Raw genomic sequence first — 25,926 nt, forward strand, 5'->3', positions numbered from 1 at the left:
CTCATGTCTACGATCATTTCTCCATCACAGGCGACGGCACCTGAGCCTGGCACCGAGTCGGCAGTGCCTCAGCCGCAACCCCGCTCCGGCTTCACGCTGCAGCAGGTGAATGAAGCGCTGCCGGGCGCCCTGCGGAAACTCAATCCGAAGGAACAGTGGCGCAACCCCGTCATGTTCTTGGTGTGGATCGGTGCCGCACTCACCACCGTGCTCGCGGTCGCTGAGCCGTTCATCGGCGGGCCGGCTGACTCTGGCGGATCGCCCGTGCCGGTCTCGTTCACGTGGGCAATCGCCGTCTGGCTGTGGCTCACGGTCTTGTTTGCGAATCTCGCGGAGTCCATCGCTGAGGGCCGCGGCAAGGCACAGGCTGAGACGCTGCGAAACACCCGCACGAGCACGGTTGCGAACCGTGTCGACGGCTACGACGCTCCGGCTGATCCCGCTGCGACCGACGCCCAGACCACACAGCTCGCCTCGTCCGAGCTCACGCTCGACGATGTCGTCGTGGTCACCGCTGGTGAGCTCATTCCCGGCGACGGCGACGTCATCTGGGGCATCGCCTCGGTCGACGAGTCTGCGATCACTGGTGAGTCTGCGCCCGTGGTTCGTGAGTCCGGTGGTGACCGATCCGCCGTCACTGGCGGCACGCGCGTGCTGTCCGATCGCATCGTGGTGCGGATCACCTCGCGTCCTGGCGAGACCTTCGTCGACCGGATGATCTCGCTTGTCGAGGGTGCCGCACGACAGAAGACGCCGAATGAGATCGCCCTGAATATCCTGCTGTCAGCCCTGTCGATCATCTTCGTGACGGTCGCGCTCACGCTCAACCCGATCGCCTCGTACGCAGCCGCTCCTGTGAGCGTCCCCGTGCTGGTCGCCCTGCTCGTCTGCCTCATCCCCACCACGATTGGCGCACTCCTCAGTGCAATCGGCATCGCTGGCATGGACCGCCTCGTGCAGCGCAACGTCCTCGCGATGTCTGGCCGCGCGGTTGAAGCCGCGGGCGACGTCACGACCCTGCTGCTCGATAAGACCGGCACCATCACGTACGGCAACCGACGAGCGAGCGAGTTCGTGTGCATCACCGGCGTGACCGAACAGGAACTCGGCGAGGCAGCAGCGCTCTCGTCGCTCGCCGACCCCACCCCCGAGGGCGTCTCGATCGTCGAGCTCGCAGAGCAGCTCGGCATCGCGTTCGAGCGAGAGACCACCGGCGAGATCGTCCCGTTCACCGCACAGACCCGCATGTCTGGCCTCGACCTACCAGACGGCACACAGATCAGAAAGGGTGCCGGCTCGGCCGTCAAGGCTTGGCTCGTGGAGGCAGACGCACCTCTCACTGCTGCGGCGAGCGCGGAGCTCGATACGCACATTGCGCGGGTGTCGTCGACCGGTGGTACTCCCCTGGTGGTGGCGATGCGTGATGCAGCCGGTGTCGCCCGGTTGCTCGGCGTCGTCCATCTCAAGGACGTGGTGAAGGCGGGCCTCCCTGAAAAGTTCACGGAGCTGCGGGCAATGGGGATCCGCACCGTGATGATCACGGGTGACAATGCGCTCACGGCCGCCGCAATTGCGCAGGAGGCCGGCGTGGACGACTTCCTTGCCGAGGCAACTCCGGAGGACAAGCTCGCCTACATCCGCAAGGAGCAGGAGGGCGGCAACCTTGTCGCAATGACCGGTGACGGCACGAATGATGCGCCCGCCCTCGCACAGGCCGATGTTGGTGTCGCGATGAACTCGGGCACCTCGGCGGCGAAGGAGGCCGGCAACATGGTCGATCTCGACTCTGACCCGTCGAAGCTCATCGATATTGTGCGGATCGGTAAGCAGCTCCTCATCACCCGCGGCGCCCTCACCACGTTCTCTATCTCGAACGACATCGCCAAGTACTTCGCCATTATCCCGGCGATCTTCATTGGGGTCTTCCCCCAGCTCTCTGCGCTGAACATCATGGGTCTGCACTCACCGGCGTCGGCCGTGCTGTCGGCGATCATCTTCAACGCGATCGTGATCGTGTTCCTCATCCCGCTCGCGCTGCGCGGCGTGAAGTTCCGCCCGGGCAACGCCTCGACCGTGCTCGGCAGAAACCTCGGCATCTATGGCCTCGGTGGCATTGTCACCCCGTTCATCGGTATCTGGCTCATCGATCTGCTCGTGCGACTCATTCCCGGGTTCTAGCGCGTCCCTCTCTTCCCGTCTTTTGAAAGAAGCTCATCATGCAATCCTCACTTCGTAGCGTGGGTCGTTCGACCTGGGCGTCGGTGCGCGCAATGGCGCTCTTCACGGTGCTCCTCGGTGTCGTCTACACCCTCATCATCACCGGTATCGGGCAGCTGGCCCTTCCGTGGCAGGCCAATGGGTCGCTCCGCACCGATGCACAGGGCAACGCGGTCGGCTCTGCCCTCATCGGGCAATCGTTTGTCGACGCCACGGGCGCCCCGCTCCCCGAGTATTTCCAGCCCCGGCCGTCGGCCGCGGGCGACGGGTACGACGGTGGCGCCTCGGGTGCGTCAAACCTCGGCCCCGAGAATCCCGATCTCGTCGCCGCGATCACCGAGCGTAAGTCGCAGGTCGCGTCGTTCAACGGGGTGCCCGAGTCGGCGGTGCCCGCAGATGCTGTGACGGCGTCGGCGTCTGGCCTTGATCCGCATATCAGCCCGGAGTACGCCGCCATCCAGGTTGCGCGTGTTGCACAGGCTCGTCATCTCGACCCCGCGGTGGTACAACAGGTCGTCGCTGAAAACACCCGTGGCCGTGCCCTCGGCTATTTGGGAGAATCGACCGTAAACGTGCTCGATGTGAACATCGCGCTCACCGAGCTGAAGGAGTAAGCATGTCGAAGCGGGGGCGGCTCAGTGTGCTGCTCGGCGCCGCCCCAGGCGTCGGCAAGACATTCGCGATGCTTGAGGAGGGGCGCAGGCTCCTTGGCGAGGGAAAAGATGTCATTATCGGCATCGTCGAGACCCATGGCCGCGAGGCAACCGCGGCCATGACCGTTGGGCTTCCCGTGATTCCGCGCGCGCTCGTCGAGCACCGCGGAGTCGCCCTCGAAGAACTCGACCTCGCAGCCGTCCTTGCGCACCACCCAGAGATCGCGCTCATCGATGAGTTGGCCCACACCAACGCCCCAGGCTCTGTGCATGCGAAGCGCTGGGAAGACGTTGAGGCGCTGCTTACCGCGGGCATTGACGTCATCTCGACGCTCAACATACAGCACATTGAATCGCTCAATGATGTGGTCGAGCAGATCACGGGCATTCCACAGCGCGAGACGGTGCCAGACAGCTTCCTGCGCGAGGCTGACTCCATTGAGGTGGTCGACCTTGCCCCGCAGGCACTGCGCGACCGGTTGGGCAGCGGCGTCGTCTACCCCGCGGAACGCATCGACGCTGCCCTCTCGAACTACTTCCGGCTCGGCAACCTCACCGCCCTCCGTGAGCTCGCGCTCATCTGGCTCGCTGACGAGGTCGACCAAGCCCTTCGCGGCTACCGCGCCGCACACGGCATCAACCGCACCTGGGAAGCACGCGAGCGCGTGGTCGTTGCGCTCACGGGCGGCCCCGAGGGTGAGACCCTGCTACGACGAGGGGCGCGGATCGCTTCACGTTCAGCCGGCGGCGAGCTCTTGGCAGTGCATGTCACGACCCAGGACGGCCTGCGCGCGAGCAACCCTGCAGAGCTCTCGCAGCAGCGCCGCCTCGTCGAAAAGCTCAACGGCTCGTATCACCAGGTCATTGGTGACGACGTCCCTGGTGCGCTCGTCGAGTTCGCTCGCTCGGTCAACGCGACCCAGCTCGTGCTCGGCGCCAGCCGCCGTGGCAGGCTCGCCGCCGTTTTCACCGGCTCTGGCATTGGTGCAACCGTCGTGCGAGAGTCTGGCGACATCGACGTGCACATGGTGAACCATGCGGCGGCAGGAAAACGTTTCTCGCTCCCGCCGCGCACGGGCGCTCTCACAATGAAGCGCCGCCTGCTCGGTCTCGCCGTTGCGCTCATCGGTGGCCCGCTACTCACGCTGCTGCTTGCCACCACCCGCAACGCTGAATCGATCACCACTGACGTACTGAGCTTCCAACTGCTCGTCGTGGTGGTCGCGATTGTGGGCGGCTTCTGGCCGGCTATTCTCGCGGCGGTCTTGTCAGGGCTCACCCTCGACTTCCTCTTCATCGAACCGCTCTACACGGTGCACATCAACCGCACCCACCATCTCCTCGCGCTCGTGCTCTACGTGATCATCGCGAGCCTCGTGAGCTTCATTGTTGACCGCTCGGCACGCTACACTCGCGCTGCCCGCAGAGCGGCGGCCGAGTCCGAACTCATCCAGACCATCGCAGGCAGCGTGTTGCGCGGTGAGAACTCGATCCAAGCGATCCTCGACCGTGCCCGCGAGGCCTTCCAATTGCCAAGCGTGGTCCTGCGCCAGGGCGACGGGGTGGTGACGAGTGCTGGCGATCCGCCGCCTGCCGAGACCCCCACCTCGATTGTGCTCACGCGCGATGCGACGCTCGATCTCTATGGCCCCGACATTAACGCGACCGAGCAGCGCTTGCTCGGCGTCGTCGTGGTGCAGCTCACCACCGCGCTCGAACACGAGCAGCTCACCGAGACTGCGAAGCAGATTGAACCGATCGCCGCGTCCGACCGCGTGCGCGGAGCGCTGCTCTCTGCCCTGAGCCACGACCTCCGACGCCCGCTCGCCGCTGCGACCGCGGCAATCGGCGGCCTCAAGACGGCAAACCCGGAGCTCACGCTCGCCGACAAGCAGGAACTCCTCGATACCGCAGACGAAAGCCTCACCTCGCTCGCGACGCTCGTCACCGATCTGCTCGATGTGAGCCGGCTCCAGGCCGACGCGATGAACGTCAGGACGTTCCTGATCGACCCGGCCGACGCCATCGCTCCCGCGCTCGAGGAGCTGCGTCTCGGTCCCAGCGAAGTCACGCTCGCCCTCGATCACGGCGACACCAACGTCGATGCCGACCCCGTCCTGCTGCAGCGGGTGGTCGTGAACCTGCTGTCGAACGCGCAGCGGTACACCCCCGCCGGCATCCCGGTGCTCGTTGGTACGAGCGTGTTCGGCGACCGGCTCGAGATCAGGGTCGCGGATCGCGGTCACGGCATTCCCGCAGAAAAGTTCGACGACGTGTTCCAGCCGTTCCAACGCCTGGGCGACACCGACAATTCGACCGGCCTCGGGCTCGGCCTTGCGCTCTCTCGCGGTTTCGTGGAGGCGATGCGCGGTACGCTCACGCCAGAGGATACGCCCGGCGGCGGACTCACCATGGTGGTGTCACTGCCGATCGAAGGTGCCGCCGCTGGTAGCGGCGCGGCTAGTGCCGGTGGTGCCGGTGGTGCCGCCGCGAATGAGGAGGATGTGCGATGAAGATTTTGATTGCCGACGATGATCCGCAGATCCTCCGTGCGCTGCGCATCACGCTCACGGCCAAGGGGTACACGGTCTTCATCGCAAACGATGGTGCGCAGGCGATTGCGGCCGCCATCGATCACCACCCCGACATCTACCTGCTCGACCTCGGCATGCCGCAGCTCGATGGTATCGAGGTCATCCAGGCGATTCGTGGCTGGTCACAGGCACCGATTCTTGTCGTTTCGGGGCGCTCAGGCGCGGCCGACAAGGTCGAGGCCCTCGATGCGGGAGCCGATGACTACATTACGAAGCCGTTTGCGGTCGAAGAGCTGCTCGCGCGCATTCGGGCGCTCTCCCGCCGCGTGGTGCAAGATGACACGTCACCTGTCGTGCGCCTCAGCAATACGGTGATCGATCTCGCTTCGCACAGCGTGACGCTGGTTGGGGGCGCTGGCAACGAAGCGGGTGCGGCTGCGGCTGCTCGCCAGATTCGGCTCACTCCCACTGAGTGGCAGTTCATCGAGATCCTCATTCGGAATGCTGGCAAACTCGTCACCCGGAAGACGATTCTCACGAGCATCTGGGGCTCCGAACACGTCGAAGACACCGGGTACCTCAGGCTCTACGTTTCGCAGCTGCGCCGCAAGCTCGAGGCAGACCCCGCGAATCCCGTACACATCCTCACCGAGCCCGGCATGGGGTATCGGTTGGAAGGGTTGAGCGCGTAAGGCTCACTGACGTACCGCGGGCTCACCGTGCATGAGTGTGCCCCGGTGTCACAGCTGGCCGCTGGGCCAACGTGACACCGGGGCACACCCGCGGTCAGACAGGCTATCCAGCGTCTCCCGCACGCTGCGCGGTGCGCTTTCGCGCTCCTGCGAGCGCGGCACCCGCAGCGACAAGCGCTACTCCCGCAGCAATCATCAGTGCAACCAAGTTCGCGTCCTCACCGGTGTTCGCGAGTGCGCCAGTTGCTCCGCCGGTTCCGGTTCCGCCTGCATTGCCTGAGCCCCCAGGGGTAACGGGCTTGACCGGGTCAACCGGGTCAACCGGGTCAACCGGGTCAACCGGGTCAACCGGCGAGTCTGCGTTCAACCAGCCAGCACGGAGCGCCTCAGAGCTGTACCCATCGGCGAACCACCACGCGGGCCGCTTGCCATCGACGATGAGCTCAGCGGGGGCAGTCGCAAACCCCTCGTTGTTCAGGTTCGGGAGCCCAGCGGGACGCAGCACATGCTTCACCGTTGGTTCTGCGGTGCCGTTGAGCGAGATCTGTGCTCCGGTTCCGTCACATCCGTCATCGCAGACTGCCCACAGCACGCCGAGCGTCGTGTCATAGTCGAGCGCCATAACACCGGGTAGCCCCGGCTTCACCTCGGCAACAATCTCTGCCTTGCCGCCCGGGAGCAGTGCGACCGCAAACACCTGCCCTTGATCTTCGATGCCAACAAAGAACAGCCCGTCACCATGACCGGCGTAATCGCTGCTCTGGTACGGCGCATTGGTGTTGCGATCCCACAGCGCGCCTTCGAGGTCGCTGTCCGACACCCACTCGATTGCTTCAAGACCCAGGTTCGCACTGACCTGAGGCAGCATGCTCGTGAGATCCCACTGCTGTGATGCCACCACGTCAGGCCCCTGGGCGTTCGGGTCGACCTGCAACACGGTGTTGTAGTTCACACCCTTTGCGCTGTTGTCGCGCTCAGCTGCGAGGTAGAGGAAGCCATCGCCAGCGACGGTGATGCCCTCGGTATCGGGGCCTGCCGCACCCGGATTCGCCGCATCATGCTGGAACCGGGCGCGCTTGCCTGACTCCCACCCGTCAGCAAACTGCACACTGCCGTCGGCCTGCGCAGTGAGCTTCCAGAACTTGCCAGCACCGTTGTCTACTGCCCAGAGGAACACGCCTTCGTCGGTGACCTGTGTATCAAGCCCTGAACTGTCTGCCAAGAACATGGGGGCCGTATCGAGCACGCGTGTCTCTGCAGCGCCCGGCCACGGATCCGCTGAAATCTCTCCAACGCAGGTGTTCGCTGCACCCTTCGTTGCGCCAGCTGTCACAGCGAACGGGCCAGCAGTGTCGGGGCACCGGCCCCAGCTAGGTACTGCGTGCTCAGGGCCCCAACTTGTCTCATTGATCAAGTTGCCACCTTCGAAGAGGCGCACGCTGTCGGCCTTACCCAAACCGAAGCCAAGCGCATCGCCCTCGATGACCAGGTATCCGCCTGCGGGAATCGTGGTGCCCGCAGGAATCGTGTACTCGTGTGCATCATCGTCGTCTTTCACAACAATGCCCGAGACGTCGATTGCACCCGCCGCCGGGTTCACCAGCTCAACCCAGTCACTTGGGTTCGAGACAACCTCATTGATACGCACCGGATTGCCACAGGCGTTCTGCAGTCCCTTGGTGGAGATCTCAAGGTCGCGGAACTCACCGGTGCCGTCAACGCAACGTCCGAATACACCGGCAGCGTGGTCATCCCAGCTGTACTCGGCAGCCACGAGCCCAGCCGCGGTACGCACGGATGCGGTGTCTGCCTTACCAAGCCCGAACGTGAAGTGTGACGGCTGGTCAAAGACATAGAACCCACCCGGCGCAAGCACCGTGCCGGCGGCAACCGGGGTCACATCAGCTGCATGCCCAACGGGGTCGTTATCGAGCATGATCCATCCCGAAATGTCGACAGGGCTCGCACCTGTGTTGGTGATTTCTACCCAGTCGGTCGCGTCACCGTTCGATTCAACCTCGTTGATCGCGATGGTCGGGGGAACACAGCGGTTTTTCTCTCCCGGCGTCGCATACGCAAGCGCGAACTCACCTTCGCCATCGACGCATCGCGCGAGCGTCGCTGCGGCCGCGTCACCATCGATCGCCGCGTGGGCCGTCCATGCGCCAGTGCGATCTACCAGGTCTCCGTTGCCTGCAAAGAGGCGGATCTCGTCAGCCCCACCGATTCCAATCGCCTCAGGGAAGCGGCCGTCCTGCCAGGTACCCGTGGCGTCGTTGAACACCGATCCGCTGCTGTTCTCGTCGACGACCAGCAACGCACCGGGTTCAATCACAGCCCCCGCGGGGAAGCGCCAACGGTGATCATCAGAGTTGTCACGCAGCTCAAATCCGTCGAGTGACACCGCGACGTCACCTGGGTTCACCAGCTCGACCCAGTCTGCCGGTTGCGAGTCAACCTCGTTGAGCTTGACGCTGCCCTGCACGGGAGCAACCGTGCACATGTTTGCGGCGCCCGGAGTCGCCTGCGTCGCGGGAGCCCACTCGCCAAGTCCGTCACCGCAGCGTGCCCAGGTCATGAGCGGGGCCTCGTTCGTGTAGGCGTAGCCGTCGACCTCAACACCGGCCAAGTCGGACAGGGTAAACGAGTCACCCTTGCCCAGCCCGAACGTGAAGTGAACGCCATTCATGAGCATGAAGTACTCGCCGGGCTGCACAACGGTGCCTGCTGGGAGCGCCTCTTGATTCTTATCATCGGCCACGCCCCAACCACTCACATCGACAGCAGTCGTCCCGGTATTGAGAATCTCAACCTGGTCAGTGTCGAAGCCAGAAGCCTCGCCGTAAATGATCTCGTTCACGATGAGACCGCTCGGGTGCGCGGGGGCAAGTGCTGCGGGGCTCGGCTCGGCAGCACGCGCCGCGGCGTGCGGGAGCGCCAACGCGGGCACTCCCGTAATGGACATAGAAATTGGGGCAACACACACGGTTGCACCGAGTACGCCAAGGGTTACTCTGGCGAGGGCTGAACTATTGCGGGGCAAAACGGGGCTCCTCTGGTCTCAAACGGCCAGGTTTTAATCAACCACTCATACGTTTCTCACTGGTTACGGCAGTAGAAAGCGACGGTGACACACTGGCATCAGCTCGGGGTGCGCCGTTGCAACACCAGGAGATAACGCAAATGGGTGTGCCCCGGATAGAAAACATCCGGGGCACACCCATTTGCAAAGTAGACAGCCTCACACCGCCAGAGGCGGCATGTCACGAACTCTGCCTACAGCACGCTCTGCAAGAAGCCCTGCGTGCGCGCGTGCTGCGGGTTGTCGATGAGTTCGCTGGGGGCGCCAGCTTCGACGACAACGCCGCCGTCCATGAAGACCACCTGGTCGGCAACCTCACGGGCAAAGCCGATCTCGTGCGTGACTACGATCATGGTCATGCCTTCCTTCGCGAGCTCCTTCATGACGTCGAGTACCTCACCGACGAGCTCGGGATCGAGCGCAGAAGTCGGCTCATCGAAAAGCATGAGCTTCGGCTTCATCGCGAGCGCGCGAGCGATCGCAACGCGCTGCTGCTGTCCGCCGGAGAGTTGTGACGGGTAGTGATCCGCCCACGCATCGAGCCCCACGCGTGCGAGCAGGCGACGTGCCTCAGCGACAGCTTCGGCCTTGCTGCGACGCGAGACAATCATCGGTGCCTCGATAATATTCTCGAGCGCGGTCTTGTGCGGGAACAGGTTGAAGCGCTGGAAGACCATGCCGATCGAGCGGCGCTGCTTCGCAACTTCGCGCGGGTGCATCTCGCGCAGGCGCTTGTCACTCTGCTCGCGATAGCCCACGATCTCGCCATCAACGGTGATGCGACCGCCGTCAATGGTTTCAAGGTGGTTGATGCAGCGCAGCAGGGTCGACTTGCCAGAGCCTGACGGGCCGAGCAGCACAGATACCTGGCCCTCGTGCACGTCCATCGAAATGCCCTTGAGGACCTCGAGATCGCCGAAGTGCTTACGCACTCCGCGCATCTGTACGAGCGCCGAGTCATCGAGTTCAGCCACGACGTGCTCCCTTCTTCTTGCCCTGCAGCTGCACTGCAATGGCACCGGTCATTTCGCGTGCCTTCTGCAGCGTCGACGTCGGAGCGTTACGTTCAACGCCACGGCCGAAGTACCGCTCAAGGTAGTGCTGCGGAATCGACAGGATCGAAACGATGATGAGGTACCAGATGCTCACAACGATGAGCAGCTCAACCTGCTTGAGGTTCTGCGCTGAGATCTGCGTCGCACGAGTGTAGACCTCCATCACCGCAATCAGCGAGAGCAGCGAGGTGTTCTTAATCATCGAGATGAGCTCGTTGCCGAGCGGCGGAATGATCACGCGCATCGCCTGGGGCAGGAGAATGCGAACGAAGGTGTGGAACGGGCTCATGCCGAGCGAGGCAGCGGCTTCCTTCTGGCCGGAATCGACCGAGAGCATGCCCGAGCGAACGATCTCTGCCGAGTACGCAGCCTCGTTCAGCGTGAGGGCAATAATGCCAGCAACGAACGCGGTGAGCAGCACGTTGGTGTCGACTTCCCAGAACACAATGTCGGTGAACGGAATGCCGAGCGAGATCTTCTCGAAGATGAGGCCGAAGTAGCCCCAGATGACGATCTGGACGAGCAACGGAGTACCGCGGAACAGCCAGACGTAGAAGGACGAGAACGCGATCGCGACGGGGTTACCCGAGAGGCGCATTGCCGCCAGGATGACCGCGAGCACGGTCGAGATAATCATCGAGATCGCGGTAATGATGAGCGTCGTGCCGACGCCCGAGACGATCTCAGGGTTGAACAGGTATTGCCCAACCACGGAGTAGTCGATGTTCTTGTTCGTCCAGAGCGCCTGGATGAACCATGCTGCGAAGAGCAGGAGGACGATGGCCCAGATCCATCGCCCGGGCCGCCGGAGCGGGAGGGCCTCAATATCGAAGGCCCGATCCTGCCCCGGCTTCGGGAGAGTTGACGAAGTCATTGTGGAAACTAGCCTGCCTGCGATGCGCCGTTGACGATTGCCTCTTCGGTGGCGAAGGTCTGAAGGTTGTGCTTCTCGAGGATCTCCTGGTAGACGCCCTCATCGATGATCGCCTGCAGTGCGAGCTGGAGCGCCTCGGTGAGCTCGGTGTTCTCCTTGAGCGTGCCGATGCCCGTGTACACGGGGTTGATGCCAGCGGGGTTCTCGGGGTCGGTGATCATTTCAAAGTCGTTGCCGTCGCCCGCGGTCTGTACGGTGTACGCCGCAACCGGTGAATCAACGGGGAATGCAACCACACGGCCGGCCTTCAGCGCGGTCTGCGGATCCTGCGCGGTGGGCAGCTGCTGGATGACGAGTTCACCCTTGCCGTCTGCCTTGCAGGTCGCGGCCTGCTCCTTCAGCAGGTCGAGCTGGGCGCTCGCCTTCTGCACAGCTACCTCGTGGCCGCAGAGATCACCGAGACCGGTAATGCCCTCGGGGTTGCCCTTCTTCACGACGATCGAGAAGCCAGCGTAGATTTCTTCGACGAAGTTCAGCGTCTTCTCGCGCTCAACGGTGTCGTTCATGCCCGACATGATGATGTCGAACTTCTTTGCCTGCAGCGAGGGGATGACGGTCTCGAACGCCTGGTGCGAGATCTGAATCTCAACGCCGAGCTTTTCACCGAGTGCCTGCGCGAGATCGGGATCAAGACCAACCTGCTTCTCGCCCTCGAGAAGAATGAACGGCGGGTACGGGATGCCTGCGGCTGCCTTGATAACGCCTGAGTCGCGGATCGAATCGGGAAGCGCAGCGGCTGCCTTCTCGTCGACGCCCGAAGTGAGCTGCGCTGCAGCGTCTTCCTTCGCGGGAGCTGCATCGGTGCTCGAGCACGCGGTGAGGCCGAACACTGCGGCGAGCGCAGCAGCTGTGGAGATCTGTACGAGCTTCTTGTTCATTGTGGGTTCCTCTTCTTTGGGGATTTGTGTGGCGGCAGGTGCCGCCGGTTCTATATCTGGACTATTCGGCCCAGGAGACTTCGCTCGGGCCGACGTGCGGACCCAAGAATTCTGCGTAGGTTTGGCGTCGCACCGCGAGTCGACTCTCGCCGTTTCGGCAGAACACCACCGCGGGCTTCAGTGCACCGTTGTAGTTGTTCGAGAGCGTGTACCCGTATGCGCCGGTTGCCGCGAGCACGATGGTGTCACCGGTCTTCGGCGACGCGAGTTCCGCCTGATCGACCAGGAGATCACCCGATTCACACTGCCGACCGACAAGCTGCGCGACCGTGTCGGGGGTCTGGTTTGCGCGATCCGCCACGATGGGAGTGAATTCCATGTTCATGAGCGCAACGTTCATCTGGTCAGCGAGGCCGCCATCGACCGCGACGAAGGTCGCGCCGGTCTGCTTCACGTTGTTCACCCGGTATGCGGTCATACCGCTGCGGGCGACGAGTGAGCGACCGGGCTCGATGATGAGCTGGCTCGATGCCGGCAGCACCCGCTCGGCGGCGGCGGTGATCGCGTCAAGGTACTCGTCGAGCGTCGGGGCGTTGTTCTTGACGTTGTAGTTCACGCCGAGTCCGCCACCGATGTTGTAGACCTCGAACTCACCAAGCTCTCGCACCGCGGCAACCGCACGCTCGAAGGGCTCGACCTCGAGCACCTGCGAACCGATGTGCAGGTGCAGGCCCTTGACGTTGATGTACGGGTGATCCTCGAGACGTTCGATCAGCGCCTTCGCCTGCGGAATCGGCAGACCAAACTTCGACTTCTTGCCGCCGGTCGAAATCGCCTTCGGCACGCTCGGGTCCACACCGGGGATGATGCGCACGAGCACATCCTGCGGGCGGGTGAGCAATGCATCGAGGCGCTCAACGTCGGCCTCGCCATCAATCACGATCGCGCCGATACCCGAGTCAACCGCGAGTACCAGTTCTTCCTGGCTCTTCGCGTTCCCATGCAGGTGGATGAGCTCGGGATCCGCGCCAGACTCCAGAGCGAGCAGCAGCTCACCCGCGCCAGCAACGTCGAGCGCGAGGCCCTCTGACGCTGCGACCGCGTACGCCGCAAGTACCGGGAACGACTTCGAAGCGAACGCGACCTGGCTGTTCGGGCGGCGTGCTGCCAGTCCCTGCTTGTACGCACGCATCCGGTCGCGCAGGCCCTGCTCGTCGACCACGTACAGCGGGGTTCCATACTCAGCGGTGAGCGCTGGCAGTTCGCAACCGCCGACACTCAAAACTCCGTTCGCACCCACTGCGGCGCGCGTCGGAAAGATCCGTTCAAACCTCGGATCGTAGAACCCGCTAACTGCCACTTCGAAACTCCTTTGTGTTCGTATGTAAAGACTCTAGAAAGCTGGAGTGGCAGAATTTTTATCGGATTCGATAATCTTTAGAAGTGAACTTATCGAAGTCGAGCAATGTAGCTCAGCCGCCATTTGCGAGTGGCCTCCCGCTGTCGACCCTGCTGTCGCAGCTCGGTGACGAGGTCGTCGTCTCCCTCAACACCTCCGCGGCGCCCGTCGCGCTCGTCGGTGTGACCTACTACGACTCAGATGTGACGCAGCAGCACCTCACGGGTCAGCTCCTCCTGCTCACCGCTCATGCAGAGCTCACGGTCGAGCGCATCAACGAGCTGTGTGCCGAGCTCAAGCAGCATCAGGTCAGCGGAGTCGTGGCGAGAGATTCGGGCAGTGGCGTCTCCCCCGCCCTCGTTGCCGCATGCCAGTCGAACAGCCTCCACCTCCTTGCCCTCACCGCGAGCGTCGGCTGGCGCGAGTTCGACGCCCTCATCAGCCGCCTACTTGGCGAGCACGGTGCCGGCCTGCAGCTGGGCTCAAACTCGGGCGACCGCCTATTCGCACTCGCGAACTCGGTCGCGCAGGCCTTTCGCGGATCGGTCGCAATTGAGGATCACCGGCGCAACATCCTCGCCTACTCAGCGCTGCCTGGGCAGGCAATCGATCAGCTGCGCGCGAGCGGCATCCTCACGCGCAAGACCCCGGATGGGCCGCTGAACGAGGTGCGCTACCGACAGGTCTTCAGCACCGAGGAGGTCTCGCGGTTCCCAACAGAGTACGAGTTTGCGCCCCGCGCCGCGATGCCGATCCGCGCGGGAAATATCCCCCTCGGATCCATCTGGGTGATTGACCCGACAGGCGATGACCTGGCGACCCCGCTCGCGCCAGAGAAGGAAGACGCCCTTCGAAGTGCCGCGAACATCGCCGCGAGCTACATCGTGGATGCCTGGCGCTTTGACCACGGCGACGAGCGTTCGAAGGAGGCAGCACTCCGTCGCGTGCTCGCTGGCACCCAGCACGTCAACGATTTCACCGTGCTCGGGATCCGCTCAGACCGCCAGTACCTCGTTGCCGCGATCGACGGCACCTCGGCTACCGAGGGTGACGTCAGCGAGATCCGCGCCGCTGCCTCACGCCATCTCTCCGTCTACTTCCCTGGCAGCACGTGCGCCGTCGTCGATGGCCGGGTGCTTGCCGTGGTGCCAGCGCTGTCCCGGGAGAACGTCGCTCGCTCGCTCGAGCGATTGCTGCCCGAGCTCGAACGTCTCACGGGCGTGCACTGCCACTGCGGCGTGAGCGATCCGAGCCATCCCGGACCCTTCGCCGAAGACACCGAGCGAGCCATCCGCATCGCTGACTGCGCACGAGACCTCGGTCTCGCGGTCGCGGGGGCCGACGCGGTGCAGGCGCAGTTGGTGCTGCGCGCATGCAACGATGCACTGCAGGGGGCGGATCTCCGACTCCCCGAAACCGATCAGCTCCTTGCCGATGCCGAAACCGAGACGCGAGCCACACTGCTGGCATGGTTGGAAGAGCGTGGCAATGCGCCGCGCATCGCAGAACGGTTGAACCTTCACGAGCAGACCGTGCGGTACCGGGTGCGCAAGGCGACTGCGCGGCTGGGGATCGATCTCGATGATCCCGACCGGACGCTGGCGCTGTGGTTGCAGTTGCGGTTGGCGGAGTTGGGTTAGGGTCTCTGCACGTTCGTTGTGACGCTGCTCGCTAGATACCCGCAATTTCCCAACAAGTAATCCGGCAAAACCCCAGTAATGATCCCGACCCAGAACCGTGCCCCGACTCATATACTGACAAGCAGACCCGGCACCGCCGCCGGGTACCAATCAGGGCCACGCACGGCACAGCGCAAGCAGCTGTCGGAAGGAATTGACATGTCATATCGAGTACAGGGTGTTGTTGTTCGCGAGAAGTTCGCACCGGCCACGATCGAGACGATCATCGTTCCCGAGCCAGGCCCGGGCGAGGTCGTCGTTGACGTGCTCACCTGTGGCGTCTGCCACACCGATTACCACTACCAGCAGGGCGGAATCAGTGACGAGTTCCCCTTCCTCCTCGGCCACGAGTCAACCGCTCGCGTTGCCGTCGTCGGTGAGGGCGTGACCGAGGTCGCCGTCGGCGATCGTGTCATTCTCAACTGGCGTGCGGTCTGCGGCCAGTGCCGCGCCTGCCAGAAGGGCCAGCCCCAGTACTGCTTCGCGACGCACAATGCGAAGCAGAAGATGACACTTGAGGACGGCACTGAGCTCTCCCCCGCGCTCGGAATTGGTTCGTTCGCTGAGAAGACCCTCGTGGCTGCTGGCCAGTGCACGAAGATCGACGAGGACTCCGACGCAGCTGCCGTCGGCCTGCTGGGTTGCGGAATCATGGCCGGCATCGGCGCCGCAATCAACACCGGTGAGATCAAGCGCGGCGAATCCGCGGCCGTCATCGGCTGCGGCGGAGTCGGCACCGCAGCCATCGCTGGCGCACAGCTCGCTGGCGCCACCACAATCATCGCGGTCGATATCGACGACGCGAAGCTCGAACAGGCGAAGCACTTCGGCGCAACGCACACCATCAACTCGCGGAATGAGGATCCGGTTGAGGCGATCCGTGCCCTCACCGGTGGTCATGGTGCCGACGTCGTGATCGATGCGGTCGGCCGCCCCGAGACCTACAAGCAGGCCTTCTACGCGCGCGATCTTGCGGGCCGAGTCGTGCTCGTGGGCGTTCCTACGCCCGAGATGACGCTTGAACTGCCGTTGCTCGATGTGTTCGGACGTGGCGGATCGCTGAAGTCGTCCTGGTACGGCGATTGCCTGCCCAGCCGCGACTTCCAGATGCTCATCGATCAGTACAAGCTGGGTCGCCTCGATCTCGGTGGATTTGTCACCGAGCGCATCGCGCTTGGCGACGTCGAGGCAGCGTTTGGCAAGATGGCTAGTGGAAACGTACTGCGCTCGGTCGTCGAGCTGTAAAGGAAATCATGAGTAACGCACGCATTGAACGCCTGATCACGAGCGGCACGTTCTCGCTCGACGGCGGAACCTGGGACGTCGACAACAACGTCTGGATCCTCGGTAACGACGACGAAGTGATCGTCATCGATCCCGCGCACGACGCCGCCGCGGTTGCTAAGGCAGTCGACGGACGCAAGGTCATCGGCATCCTGCTCACGCACGGTCACGACGACCACATTCGTGCCGCGGTCGATACCGCCGCCGCGCTCGACGCCGCACTGTACCTGCACCCCGCAGATCACATGCTCTGGCAGTCGGTGCACAAGCAGCTTCCGCACTTCGAGATCGCTGACGGCGACGCTTTTCCCGTGGCGGGCATCTCGGTCGAGGCGCTGCACACTCCGGGCCACTCCCCCGGTTCGGTGAGCTTCTCGGTGCCCGCACTCGAGGCCGTCTTCACCGGCGACACTCTGTTCAACGGCGGACCCGGCGCAACCGGCCGCTCGTACAGCGATTTCCCGACCATCATCGAGTCGATCTCGCAGCGCCTGCTGACGCTCCCCGAGGAGACCGTCGTGTACACCGGCCACGGTGACACCACGACGATCGGTGACGAGAAGCCGCACCTCCAGGATTGGGTGAAGCGCGGGCACTGATCCGCCGATCTTCTAGGGCCGTGATCACTCGGCCCGCACCGACTGTGCCCCGCGATTGTCATCCGGCTCGCGGGGCACAGCTGTATCGGTACGTAGACTGGTCAGTGATGAGAAAAGCAAGTGAAGTTTCTGTGTCCACGATCGCAAATCGACCGGCGTTCAAACGCTCCCTCGCAGCAGTAGGCTTCGCGTCGACGCTGTTGCTCGCAGGGTGCGGATCAGCTCCCGCAGAGGAATCAGCTACTTCTTCGCAGGGCGCCGAGCAGGCTGCGCCTGCCGCTCCGGAAACCGCTCCCGAGGCGACGAAGCCTGCCGGCGAATGGTTCGACGTCGCGTACGAGGATTCGTACAAGTCGGTCTTCCTGCTCTCAGCTGCGCAGATCAAGGACGCAACCGGGCTTGATGTCGCGACCGCTTCAGCGATCGATCTCTCGACAGCGTTCGCTGACGCCGACCTCTGGGCGAGCGATGCCCGTTCGGCTGACTACTCTGATGTGATCGTGACCGCGTTCAAGAACGAGGGCGACCGCCTCAACGGTACGGTCAACTCGCTCCGCAACGATGACGGCGCACGTCTGAAGGTGTTCGTGAAGCACGACAGCCACAAGACGATTGCGCACGTGCAGACCAGCCATGAGGGCGATCAGCACCACGGCTGAGCACTAAGCCCGCCCAAGAATTACCGTAGTTAGCACTTCAAACTTTGTAGAAGGCATCAGGCGTTGGAAGCCAGACGCTTTTGGCTGACCTCTCGCTTAGACTCGGCAGTCCCTGGCGGTCTAAGAAGCGCATTTCGTTCGACTTACGCGCCCAATTCCAAACACACATAGGCGCGTCTTAGAGGGCAAGACCCTTAACAGGCTTTAAAAAGGGTCATGATTTGCGGGTCTCACGAATCGAATATGAAAACCTTCCGAGCGATAGCGGGAGCCATCGGTAGGATTGACTCGATGTGAAGCGCCACCTTGTCACGAGGCTAAACGCGCGCTGGTTTCGCTGTTTTAGACGCAGCGTGTGTGAAAGTAGGACTTCCCAATGGCGAGGCTTAGTCTCAAAGCAATCGAGGAGCGCGTCGCTCCACTGGCTCAGCGAGAGACGTTTGATCGTGAGTTTATTTTCGATCTGTTACTTGCATATGGTAAACCGCAGGGCAACGTAACACGATTGCGAAACGGGTCGCTGAATGTCGCTACAGACCCCCGGCTCGAGGTCGCACAGAAGAATGTTGTCTACTTCAAGGAGACCGTAGGCGACCCGCTTGAGGTCGCCGAGCAGCTTCGGAAGTCGCCGGCGGTGGTTCGCTTCAGCACGCGCTTCGTCATCGTCACCGACTACGTCGACATCGTTGCCCACGACATCAAGACGAACGAGACGATCGGGTTCCCGATCCGGGAGATCGACCAGCATTTCACCTTCTTCCTGCCGTGGGCTGGCATGGAGAAGGCGCAGTACGTCGCGGAGTCCCACGCCGACGTCAAAGCCGCCGAGCGCATGGGCAAGCTCTTCGACGAGCTATTGCAGGCCAACCCGGGGATCTTCGACGACGAGCGCGGCCGCCACTCGCTGAACATCTTCTTCACTCGACTGCTGTTCTGTTTCTTCGCCGAGGACACCGGCATCTTCACGGACAACCAGTTCACCAACGCGGTCGGTTCGCAGACCCATCCCGACGGCTCGGATCTGGCAGAGTTCTTGACTGATTTGTTCAAGGCGCTCGACACCGAGGATCCTGCCGACAAGCCGAAGCATCTCGCTGAGTTCCCCTACGTGAACGGCCGGCTGTTCACGGTCAAAGACGACCAGATCGTTCCTCGTTTTACAAAGCAGGCGCGGGAAGAGCTCATCGCCTCGGGCACGCTCATCTGGCGCGACATCAACCCCGACATCTTCGGTTCGATGTTCCAGGCAATCGTCACGCCCGGCAAACGCAGCGACCTGGGACAGCACTACACCTCGGTGCCGAACATCCTAAAGACGATCGAGCCTCTCTTCCTTGATGACCTGAAGACGGAGCTCAACGAGGCGCAGGACAGCGAGCGGCGGCTCATCCGCCTGCTGGACCGCATCGCGGCGATCAAGGTGTTCGACCCCGCCTGTGGTTCGGGCAACTTCCTCGTCATCGCGTACAAGGAGCTTCGCAAGCTCGAACACGCGATCATCGAGCGGCTCGCTGAGCTGAGCTCCTCTCACCAGGTGCTGTGGGCGGACTCGAAAATCAGCATCGAGAACTTCTTTGGGATTGAAATCGACGACTTCGCGGTTGAGGTCGCTGTGTTGTCATTGTGGATCGCGAAGCATCAGATGAACCGGGAATTCCGCGAGAAGTTCCGCGTCGAGATCCCGCTGATCCCGTTGAAAGAGACCGGGCAGATCAACGCAGGTAACGCCACTCGGGTGGACTGGAACTCGGTCTGCCCGAACGATGGCGAGACCGAGATCTACCTGATTGGTAACCCTCCATACGCCGGTGTCAAAGAACAGACGGCCGAGCAGAAAGCTGATTTCGTCCCCGTATTTGGAGATCGTCCGTTCTCAAAGAAGCTGGACTACGTTGCTCTGTGGTTCATGAAAGCCGCGGACTATATGGAAGGAACGGCTTCCAAAGTCGCGTTTGTGAGCACTAAGTCCATCGCGCAGGGTGAACAGGTTGGCCTCATGTTCCCGGCGATCTTCGACAGAGGGATCGAGATCGGTTACGCCTACACACCTTTCAAATGGGAGAACAACGCCAAGCGGAACGCAGGTGTCACGGTGATCGTTGTTTCCCTCCGAAACTTAGAGCCCTCGAAGAAGTTCCTCTTTCAAGGAGACCTTCGGATTGAAGTGTCAAACATCAATGGCTATCTCACAGAAGGTGGAAACGTCTTTGTGCTTCCGCGCTCAAAGCCGCTATCACAGTTACCACCGATGACATTCGGCTCAAAGGGTACTGACTGGGGCAATCTGATGCTCGAGCCTGCTGAGCGGGAAAGTTTGCTTACGATGGCTCCGGATGCATCGGTTTTTGTTCGCAGAATCCTGGGAACGGACGAATTTGTTAAGGATCAAGAGAAGTATTGCATCTGGATCTCAGAAGAAGAGGCAGAGTACGCGGCTACCATTCCGCTATTGAAGCTCCGGTTTGATCGGAACCGAGATCAGCGGGCCGATAGCGTCAAGGCAGCGACGAAGGCCCTCGCAAAAGTGCCATATCGTTTTGGTGAGGTTCGCTACAAACCTACGGAGTCAATCCTCGTACCAAAGGTGTCGTCAATACGTCGCGACTATATTCCGGTCGGATATCTGGATGCCGACACGATCATCAATGCATCGGCGTTCGGCGTGTACGACGCAGAACCCTGGGTGCTAGCTTTCTTGACTTCCCGGACCCACGTAGCCTGGACGGGCGCTGTAGGTGGGCGGATGAGAGAGGACTATCAATACTCGAACACCATCGTCTACAACAACTTCCCAGTCCCGCCGTTGTCGGAGGCGACCAAAGAGAAGTTGACCGTCGCGGCGCTCCGCGTGCTCGACATTCGCGAGTACCACTGCGAGCAAACGCTGGCTGAGCTCTACGACCCGGATAAGATGCCGCAGGATCTGCGTGACGCTCACGCAGCGGTCGATGCGCTGGTCGACTCGATCTATTCGAAGAAGCCGTACGAGACGGATGAGCAGCGCCTGTCTGACTTGTTTGCCATGTACGAGCGTATGACTGCCGAAGAGGCTGCGAAGGCCCCGGCGAAGAAGACCCGAAGGACTGCAAAGTGAACGCGATCCCCAAACCGGTGAACATTGTCGATGTCACGTACGCACAGACGAAGGCCTCGGTGAACACCGACGCGCTGGGCATGCGCGAGATGCAGCAGCGCGTCTTCGAGCAACGCGACGCGCAGCATCTGCTGGTGAAGGCCCCGCCGGCGTCGGGCAAGTCCCGCGCGCTGATGTTTGTGGCGCTGGATAAGCTCTATAACCAGGGACGCAAGAAGGTCATCGTGGCCGTCCCCGAGCGATCCATCGGTGCCTCGTTCTCGTCAACGAGCCTGACGAAGTACGGCTTCTGGGCGGACTGGGAGATCAAGAACGAGCACAACCTCTGCGACGCAGGATCGTCGGCGGGCAAGGTCGATGCGTTCGTCAAGTTCCTTGACGGGCCAGACGCGGTGCTGGTGTGCACGCACGCGACACTGCGGTTCGCGTTCGAGAAGCTGGCCCCGGCGGCATTCAATGGCACGGTGCTGGCGATCGACGAGTTCCACCACGTTTCGGCAGACACGGAAACCTCACGGCTGGGTGCTCTTCTGCGTGACGTGATGAACGGCTCGGACGTACACATCGTGGCCATGACAGGGTCATACTTCCGCGGCGACTCGGTGCCGGTGCTCTCCCCCGAGGACGAGGCGAAGTTCACGCCGGTGACGTTCAACTACTACGACCAGCTCAACGGTTACGAGCACCTGCGATCGTTGGGCATCGGGCATCACTTTTACCAGGGGCGCTACACCGATGCGATCCACGAAGTGCTCGACCTCGACAAGAAGACGATCGTGCACATCCCGAGCGTGAACTCTGGTGAGTCCACGAAGGACAAGATCGAAGAAGTCGGCCGGATCATTGACGCGATCGGCAACGTTGAGTCGACCGATCCCGATACCGGCATCATCAGTGTGCGCCGCGAAGACACTGGCGAGATCCTCCGGGTCGCAGATCTTGTCGATGACACCGATCAGAAGAAACGTGGCGACACGTTGCACTACCTATCGCACACCGCATCGAAGGAGCGCGACGGCGTCGACATCATCATCGCGCTCGGCATGGCGAAAGAAGGCTTCGACTGGCCCTTCGCTGAGCACGCCCTGACGGTTGGCTACCGGGCGTCGCTGACCGAGGTGATCCAGATCATTGGGCGCGTCACGCGTGACAGCGAGGGCAAGTCACACGCGCAGTTCACGAACCTGATCGCCGAGCCGGACGCCTCGCAGGGCGAGGTCAAGATGTCGGTGAACAACATGCTGAAGGCGATCACGGCGTCGCTGCTCATGGAGCAGGTGCTTGCGCCGAACTTCAACTTCAAGACGAAGAAGTTCGATGACGACGAGCCAGCGAAGAAAGGCGAGCTGAAAATCAAGGGCTTCAAGGAGCCCTCCAGCGACCGCGTGAAGCAGATCGTCGCGACGGACCTGAACGACTTGAAGGCGACGATCCTGCAGGACGACACTTTCGCGCGCGCCGCCGCGGGCTCGGTCGATGCCGAGACGACCAACAAGGTGCTGATCCCGAAGATCATCCGAGAGAAGTACCCCGACCTCACCGAGCAGCAGGTCGAAGAGGTGCGCCAGCAGGTCGTCGTGGACTCGGTGATCAAGAACGGCGAGGTACGCGAGGTTGGCGACAAACGGTTCATCAAGATGGCCGAGAAGTTCGTCAACATCGATGAGCTGAACATCAACCTCATCGACTCGGTGAACCCGTTCCAGCGCGCGTTCGAGGTGCTGTCGAAGTCGGTCACCCCATCGGTACTGCGCCTGATTCAGGACACGATCACTTCGACGAAGATCGAATTCTCCGAAGAAGAGGCGCTGGCGCTGTTCCCGAAGATCAAGACATGGAAGCAAGTCCACGGCAAGAATCCCGACATTCGGTCCGAGGATCCCGAAGAGAAGCGGTTGGCCACGGCGCTGCTGTTCCTGCAGAAGCTCGCGACGAAACGCAAGGCCGAGAAGGCCGCGACGGAGATGGGAGAAACGTCATGACTCCAGTCGACTTCACGTCCAACGAGGACCTAGTCATCACTCTTGACGACATCCTCGACGACGAGCTTCTGAACGCGCCTGAGAAGCCGAAGAAGATTACCTCGTCTGATCGTCTCGAGCGTGCATTCCTCGAGATCTTAGAGTTCAGACAGTCCGAGGGGCGGTTGCCCAGTTCGCAGACCCGTGAGATTGCTGAACGCAAGCTTGGAGCGCGTTTGGACGGTTTCCTAGCGAGTGAGGCACGGACCGAAGCCGTGAAGCACCTCGATGATTTGGGATTGCTCGAAGTTCCGGCAGCGCCGGCCTCCATCGACGATTTGCTGGCGAGCAACGACCTTGACGATCTACTTGACGATAGCGCGGGCATCCTCGACGTTTCGGATCTCCCTATTCGCCGTTCGGCCGATGCTCCGGATTCAATAGCACGGCGTAAAAGAGCGCAAGACTTCGAAAACTTCGCTCACCTCTTTGCCCAAAAGCATGCTGAACTTCGCGAAGGAACGCTTCTTCGCGCGCCGTTTAGGGGTGTCCAAACAATCGAAGAGGGTCGTTTCTTCGTTCTGAATGGAATGCTTTTGTTCATCGCGGAAGTTGGCGAATCGAAGACCATGGTTGTCGGAGGAAAGCCAGAGCGGAGGCAGAGACTTCGAGTGATTTTTGAAAACGGCACTGAATCTTCTCTATATCGCCAGTCGTTATCGATTCGCCTCCATGAACAAGCTGGCGAGGCCATCGTACGTAGCGAGACTTCATTAAATGAAATTCTCGACGGCGATACGGAAACGGGCCATATCTACGTGCTTCAATCTCTGAGCACGGACACCCTGATTGCGAATATAGAGCACCTGCACAAAATTGGGTTCTCGACGACAAGCGTCGAGAAACGTGTGCAGGGTGCGTCTACCTCGCCGACTTATCTGATGGCCCCTGTCGAGATCGTCGCCGACTACCGGGTGTATAACGTCAAGGCATCTGCACTGGAAAATTTGCTGCACCGAGTGTTTGCAGATGTTCGTTTGAACCTCACTCAAGTGGACAGCCAAGGTCGCAACTATGACCCATCGGAGTGGTTCGTTGTGCCTCTTGAGGTGATTGATCAGGCGGTCTCTATGATCATGTCAGGTGAGATCATCAAGTATGAATATGACAAGGTTCTGCAGCGACTAGCGCTGCGTCCTGCCACAGGGAAACCTCGGAAGTAGGCTTCGATTACTCACATCTGACTAAACATAGAAACGTAAAGCAGACTTGAAATGCTGCAGTTGAACGCCTCGCCAATTGCCGCTGAAGAAGAAACGTTTTGCTCGACGGATGCCGTTGGGTTTTGTATCCCGCCACGCCTGAAAACTTGGGAGTACTGCAAGAATTCGGATATCCGTTCTTAATACCCGGGGCTTGCGTCCGAAACCTACTGCCAGCCTGACCTCAGGCAAAAGGAGTTCCTTTTCAGGAACACACGGACAGCACTTTGAGCCATGATTTGGACGCGTCGTGCGTTATAATATTCGTCTAGGATTTCATGCTCAGCCAAGCCACAACCGCATCAGAGCATCCGTTGGATAGCTATTCTTCCCCAGATTTGCGTGCTCCTCGCATTCGTGGTCAGGGAAGCCAAATACTCAATGGAGCTGGGTCACCGGTCAATCGCGTCCAATAAGCGTGACCGAGCGCTAGCCCCACAGACGTTAATGTCATCCGGTTAATTCCGTTTCGTTCGTCCTCCCAAATATTACGAAGAGGCGCCAAAGCTGGCACGTGTTCCACTACCTCATCAGCGATCTCGCTCTCGGTCATCTGTCCGAGAGCGAGGATTCGTTTTAGATCTTGAATTTGTATACTCAGTCCAAGCTCCGCGGCGATTTTTTCTAGGCCTTGGTCAGTGAGAAGCACCAATTGAGTTCGAGCATGATCGCGCATGGCTGGCGTCACAAGGTCGCGAGATTTCAGCTCGCTAAGAAACTCCGGCTCAATTTCAGACTCAGAGAATCCTCTTGTATAGAGGCCTTCATTTCCAGAACTAATTGCCTTTCCAAAGCTCTTCGATGAGATACTGAGCGTGCCCGCTCCGACATATTCAATATGCTGGTAGTCAGCATGACCGGGCGGAATATCTACACCGATATCTGAGACGTTTCGTCTAAGTATTGAGTAAAGACTCTCCGCAGTCTTAACGTCGAGTAGCCGTACGTATCTAAGATAAAAAACCCATGCAATGGCGCGCCTCTGTTGTTCAGTTAGCTTCGAGGCAGATGAAATCGCCTCGTTTAGAGCCAGAGTGCGCAAGTTTCGCTGATCCTCGTTTACTCGCGAGGCAAGAAGATCTACGAGTGCCGTCCGAAGGTCTGCTTCCCCCGACCGTGCAAACTCTTTTTGCGCTTCAAATACAACGGTTTGAACGTCAGGATCCGCCAGCTGGTGTACTCGCTCAGGATTCTCGGCTTCAAGTTTGGCAAGAAACTCAGAGGTGAGAGTTTCAGCTCTCTGCAAGGCCAGAGATTGCGCAACGCCTGCGAGCTCGATTGCATTACTCCGAAAAACATCAAGAGCAACTTCTCGAGCTTCATTGACGGTCAGACCATGAAAATGCATGTCCTTCCCTGCTTGATAATTCGCTGAGCCTGGCCCTGCTTCTTGCTGCTGGCTACGCTTACTCATCGATATGCGGTCCTCCGATTACCATGTCCCGGCCTGCCTGGTAATTCTTCGATCCGTGACCGCCATGCTGTCGCAAACTATTGCTTTGTGGATCACGTTTGAACAAGCCGACGAGCAACAATCCCAGGCCCGAGGCTGTGACTGTCAGGGCGACCATTCCTGGCCACGAGAAGAACGAGACTTTTGCTTCGAGTGAATAGATGTAATAGGCGACCCCTAGCGTTCCCCCTAGCCCCATTACGATGCCACCCAACGAGAAGAACCTTTCTGAAATACTCACAAAGTCAAGCGTAACTACAGGCATCCTTCTGATAGAGAGCCGACACGAACATCATGGTTTCCGGCCGGTGCTTACATAGAATAAAGAAGTCTACTTCACTTCTAGTGGAGTGGAATATACATCGGAGTTAGGACTCTATTCGTTATCGCCGAGAACGTCCGCCTCTTCATCGACGAGGTGCTCAAGTCCAAACCAGATCGATTTCCAAGATGGCTTGACCTAAGCTGAGCAGGCCCAACCGAAGCCATCA

General features: G+C 61.0%; 18 protein-coding genes. 11 read left to right on the plus strand and 7 right to left on the minus strand.

Going from position 1 to position 25,926, the window contains the following annotated elements; translation table 11 throughout:
* The first annotated feature begins 3 nt into the window (after positions 1 to 3).
* From kdpB to ICM05_RS07120, 4 genes are read left to right on the plus strand one after another with little or no spacing between them, the layout of a single operon-like run.
* A complete protein-coding gene (kdpB, locus tag ICM05_RS07105) occupies positions 4 to 2,178 on the plus strand; it encodes a potassium-transporting ATPase subunit KdpB (RefSeq protein ID WP_188023879.1) in 2,175 nt (724 codons plus the stop codon).
* A 38-nt stretch (positions 2,179 to 2,216) separates the two neighbouring features.
* Positions 2,217 to 2,831, plus strand: coding sequence for a potassium-transporting ATPase subunit KdpC (gene kdpC / locus ICM05_RS07110; RefSeq protein ID WP_188023880.1), 615 nt, complete (start codon positions 2,217 to 2,219; stop codon positions 2,829 to 2,831).
* Positions 2,832 to 2,833: 2 nt separating this feature from the next.
* On the plus strand, positions 2,834 to 5,383 hold the full coding sequence (locus ICM05_RS07115; protein WP_188023881.1) for an ATP-binding protein: 2,550 nt from the start codon (positions 2,834 to 2,836) through the stop codon (positions 5,381 to 5,383).
* Entirely contained in the window at positions 5,380 to 6,096 is a 717-nt protein-coding gene (locus ICM05_RS07120) for a response regulator (RefSeq protein WP_188023882.1), read from the plus strand. Before ICM05_RS07115 ends, ICM05_RS07120 begins: the two co-directional genes overlap by 4 nt.
* 103 nt (positions 6,097 to 6,199) lie before the next feature.
* On the opposite strand, the gene ICM05_RS12840 is transcribed toward ICM05_RS07120, so the two are convergent.
* The 5 genes from ICM05_RS12840 to lysA form a co-directional block, all read right to left on the minus strand.
* Positions 6,200 to 9,139 carry a lamin tail domain-containing protein gene (locus ICM05_RS12840; protein ID WP_285895421.1) on the minus strand — a complete coding sequence of 980 codons (2,940 nt, stop codon included), beginning with the start codon at positions 9,137 to 9,139 and terminating at the stop codon, positions 6,200 to 6,202.
* A 233-nt stretch (positions 9,140 to 9,372) separates the two neighbouring features.
* Positions 9,373 to 10,119, minus strand: a complete 747-nt coding sequence (locus ICM05_RS07130; RefSeq protein ID WP_188023980.1) for an amino acid ABC transporter ATP-binding protein — start codon at positions 10,117 to 10,119, stop codon at positions 9,373 to 9,375.
* A 25-nt stretch (positions 10,120 to 10,144) separates the two neighbouring features.
* Positions 10,145 to 11,107: an amino acid ABC transporter permease gene (locus ICM05_RS07135; protein WP_188023883.1), complete on the minus strand. Its 963-nt coding sequence runs from the start codon at positions 11,105 to 11,107 to the stop codon at positions 10,145 to 10,147.
* Between the two features lie 8 nt (positions 11,108 to 11,115).
* Positions 11,116 to 12,045 carry an ABC transporter substrate-binding protein gene (locus ICM05_RS07140; RefSeq protein WP_188023884.1) on the minus strand — a complete coding sequence of 310 codons (930 nt, stop codon included), beginning with the start codon at positions 12,043 to 12,045 and terminating at the stop codon, positions 11,116 to 11,118.
* Positions 12,046 to 12,106: 61 nt separating this feature from the next.
* On the minus strand, positions 12,107 to 13,405 hold the full coding sequence (gene lysA / locus ICM05_RS07145; RefSeq protein ID WP_188023885.1) for a diaminopimelate decarboxylase: 1,299 nt from the start codon (positions 13,403 to 13,405) through the stop codon (positions 12,107 to 12,109).
* A gap of 83 nt (positions 13,406 to 13,488) precedes the next feature.
* Between lysA and ICM05_RS12950 the strand changes: the two genes are divergently transcribed.
* The 7 genes from ICM05_RS12950 to ICM05_RS07180 all read left to right on the plus strand — a co-directional run bounded on the left by ICM05_RS12950 (position 13,489) and on the right by ICM05_RS07180 (position 23,943).
* Positions 13,489 to 15,084, plus strand: coding sequence for a helix-turn-helix domain-containing protein (locus ICM05_RS12950; RefSeq protein WP_188023886.1), 1,596 nt, complete (start codon positions 13,489 to 13,491; stop codon positions 15,082 to 15,084).
* Between the two features lie 198 nt (positions 15,085 to 15,282).
* Entirely contained in the window at positions 15,283 to 16,368 is a 1,086-nt protein-coding gene (locus ICM05_RS07155) for an S-(hydroxymethyl)mycothiol dehydrogenase (RefSeq protein WP_188023887.1), read from the plus strand.
* 8 nt (positions 16,369 to 16,376) lie between these two features.
* On the plus strand, positions 16,377 to 17,006 hold the full coding sequence (locus ICM05_RS07160; RefSeq protein WP_188023888.1) for an MBL fold metallo-hydrolase: 630 nt from the start codon (positions 16,377 to 16,379) through the stop codon (positions 17,004 to 17,006).
* Positions 17,007 to 17,113: 107 nt separating this feature from the next.
* Positions 17,114 to 17,665: a hypothetical protein gene (locus tag ICM05_RS07165; protein WP_188023889.1), complete on the plus strand. Its 552-nt coding sequence runs from the start codon at positions 17,114 to 17,116 to the stop codon at positions 17,663 to 17,665.
* Positions 17,666 to 18,041: 376 nt separating this feature from the next.
* Positions 18,042 to 20,759 (plus strand): DNA methyltransferase, encoded by a 2,718-nt coding sequence (locus ICM05_RS07170; RefSeq protein ID WP_188023890.1) that lies wholly within the window; start codon positions 18,042 to 18,044, stop codon positions 20,757 to 20,759.
* Positions 20,756 to 22,741: a DEAD/DEAH box helicase gene (locus ICM05_RS07175; RefSeq protein WP_188023891.1), complete on the plus strand. Its 1,986-nt coding sequence runs from the start codon at positions 20,756 to 20,758 to the stop codon at positions 22,739 to 22,741. Before ICM05_RS07170 ends, ICM05_RS07175 begins: the two co-directional genes overlap by 4 nt.
* The gene (locus ICM05_RS07180) at positions 22,738 to 23,943 is read left to right on the plus strand and encodes a GIY-YIG nuclease family protein (protein ID WP_188023892.1); all 1,206 of its coding nucleotides are present in this window, start codon (positions 22,738 to 22,740) and stop codon (positions 23,941 to 23,943) included. Before ICM05_RS07175 ends, ICM05_RS07180 begins: the two co-directional genes overlap by 4 nt.
* Before the next feature lie 400 nt (positions 23,944 to 24,343).
* Here the strand turns inward: ICM05_RS07180 and ICM05_RS07185 are convergent, their stop codons facing one another.
* Complete coding sequence (locus tag ICM05_RS07185) at positions 24,344 to 25,396, minus strand: LPO_1073/Vpar_1526 family protein (protein ID WP_188023893.1); 1,053 nt, start codon at positions 25,394 to 25,396, stop codon at positions 24,344 to 24,346.
* A complete protein-coding gene (locus ICM05_RS07190) occupies positions 25,389 to 25,676 on the minus strand; it encodes a hypothetical protein (protein WP_188023894.1) in 288 nt (95 codons plus the stop codon). The genes ICM05_RS07185 and ICM05_RS07190 overlap by 8 nt, the downstream gene beginning before the upstream one ends.
* Between the last annotated feature and the right edge of the window lie 250 nt (positions 25,677 to 25,926).

Origin of the sequence: Leucobacter sp. cx-42 (assembly GCF_014529985.1) — a bacterium.
Lineage (GTDB): Bacteria > Actinomycetota > Actinomycetes > Actinomycetales > Microbacteriaceae > Leucobacter.

Bases quoted from the DNA above. Each gene is read 5' to 3' on its own strand.
- kdpB (WP_188023879.1), top strand. From the start codon at position 4: ATGTCTACGATCATTTCTCCATCACAGGCGACGGCACCTGAGCCTGGC.
- kdpC (WP_188023880.1), top strand. From the start codon at position 2,217: ATGCAATCCTCACTTCGTAGCGTGGGTCGTTCGACCTGGGCGTCGGTG.
- ICM05_RS07115 (WP_188023881.1), top strand. From the start codon at position 2,834: ATGTCGAAGCGGGGGCGGCTCAGTGTGCTGCTCGGCGCCGCCCCAGGC.
- ICM05_RS07120 (WP_188023882.1), top strand. From the start codon at position 5,380: ATGAAGATTTTGATTGCCGACGATGATCCGCAGATCCTCCGTGCGCTG.
- ICM05_RS07130 (WP_188023980.1), bottom strand. From the start codon at position 10,119: ATGCGCGGAGTGCGTAAGCACTTCGGCGATCTCGAGGTCCTCAAGGGC.
- ICM05_RS07135 (WP_188023883.1), bottom strand. From the start codon at position 11,107: ATGACTTCGTCAACTCTCCCGAAGCCGGGGCAGGATCGGGCCTTCGAT.
- ICM05_RS07140 (WP_188023884.1), bottom strand. From the start codon at position 12,045: ATGAACAAGAAGCTCGTACAGATCTCCACAGCTGCTGCGCTCGCCGCA.
- ICM05_RS07155 (WP_188023887.1), top strand. From the start codon at position 15,283: ATGTCATATCGAGTACAGGGTGTTGTTGTTCGCGAGAAGTTCGCACCG.
- ICM05_RS07160 (WP_188023888.1), top strand. From the start codon at position 16,377: ATGAGTAACGCACGCATTGAACGCCTGATCACGAGCGGCACGTTCTCG.
- ICM05_RS07165 (WP_188023889.1), top strand. From the start codon at position 17,114: ATGAGAAAAGCAAGTGAAGTTTCTGTGTCCACGATCGCAAATCGACCG.
- ICM05_RS07170 (WP_188023890.1), top strand. From the start codon at position 18,042: ATGGCGAGGCTTAGTCTCAAAGCAATCGAGGAGCGCGTCGCTCCACTG.
- ICM05_RS07180 (WP_188023892.1), top strand. From the start codon at position 22,738: ATGACTCCAGTCGACTTCACGTCCAACGAGGACCTAGTCATCACTCTT.
- ICM05_RS07185 (WP_188023893.1), bottom strand. From the start codon at position 25,396: ATGAGTAAGCGTAGCCAGCAGCAAGAAGCAGGGCCAGGCTCAGCGAAT.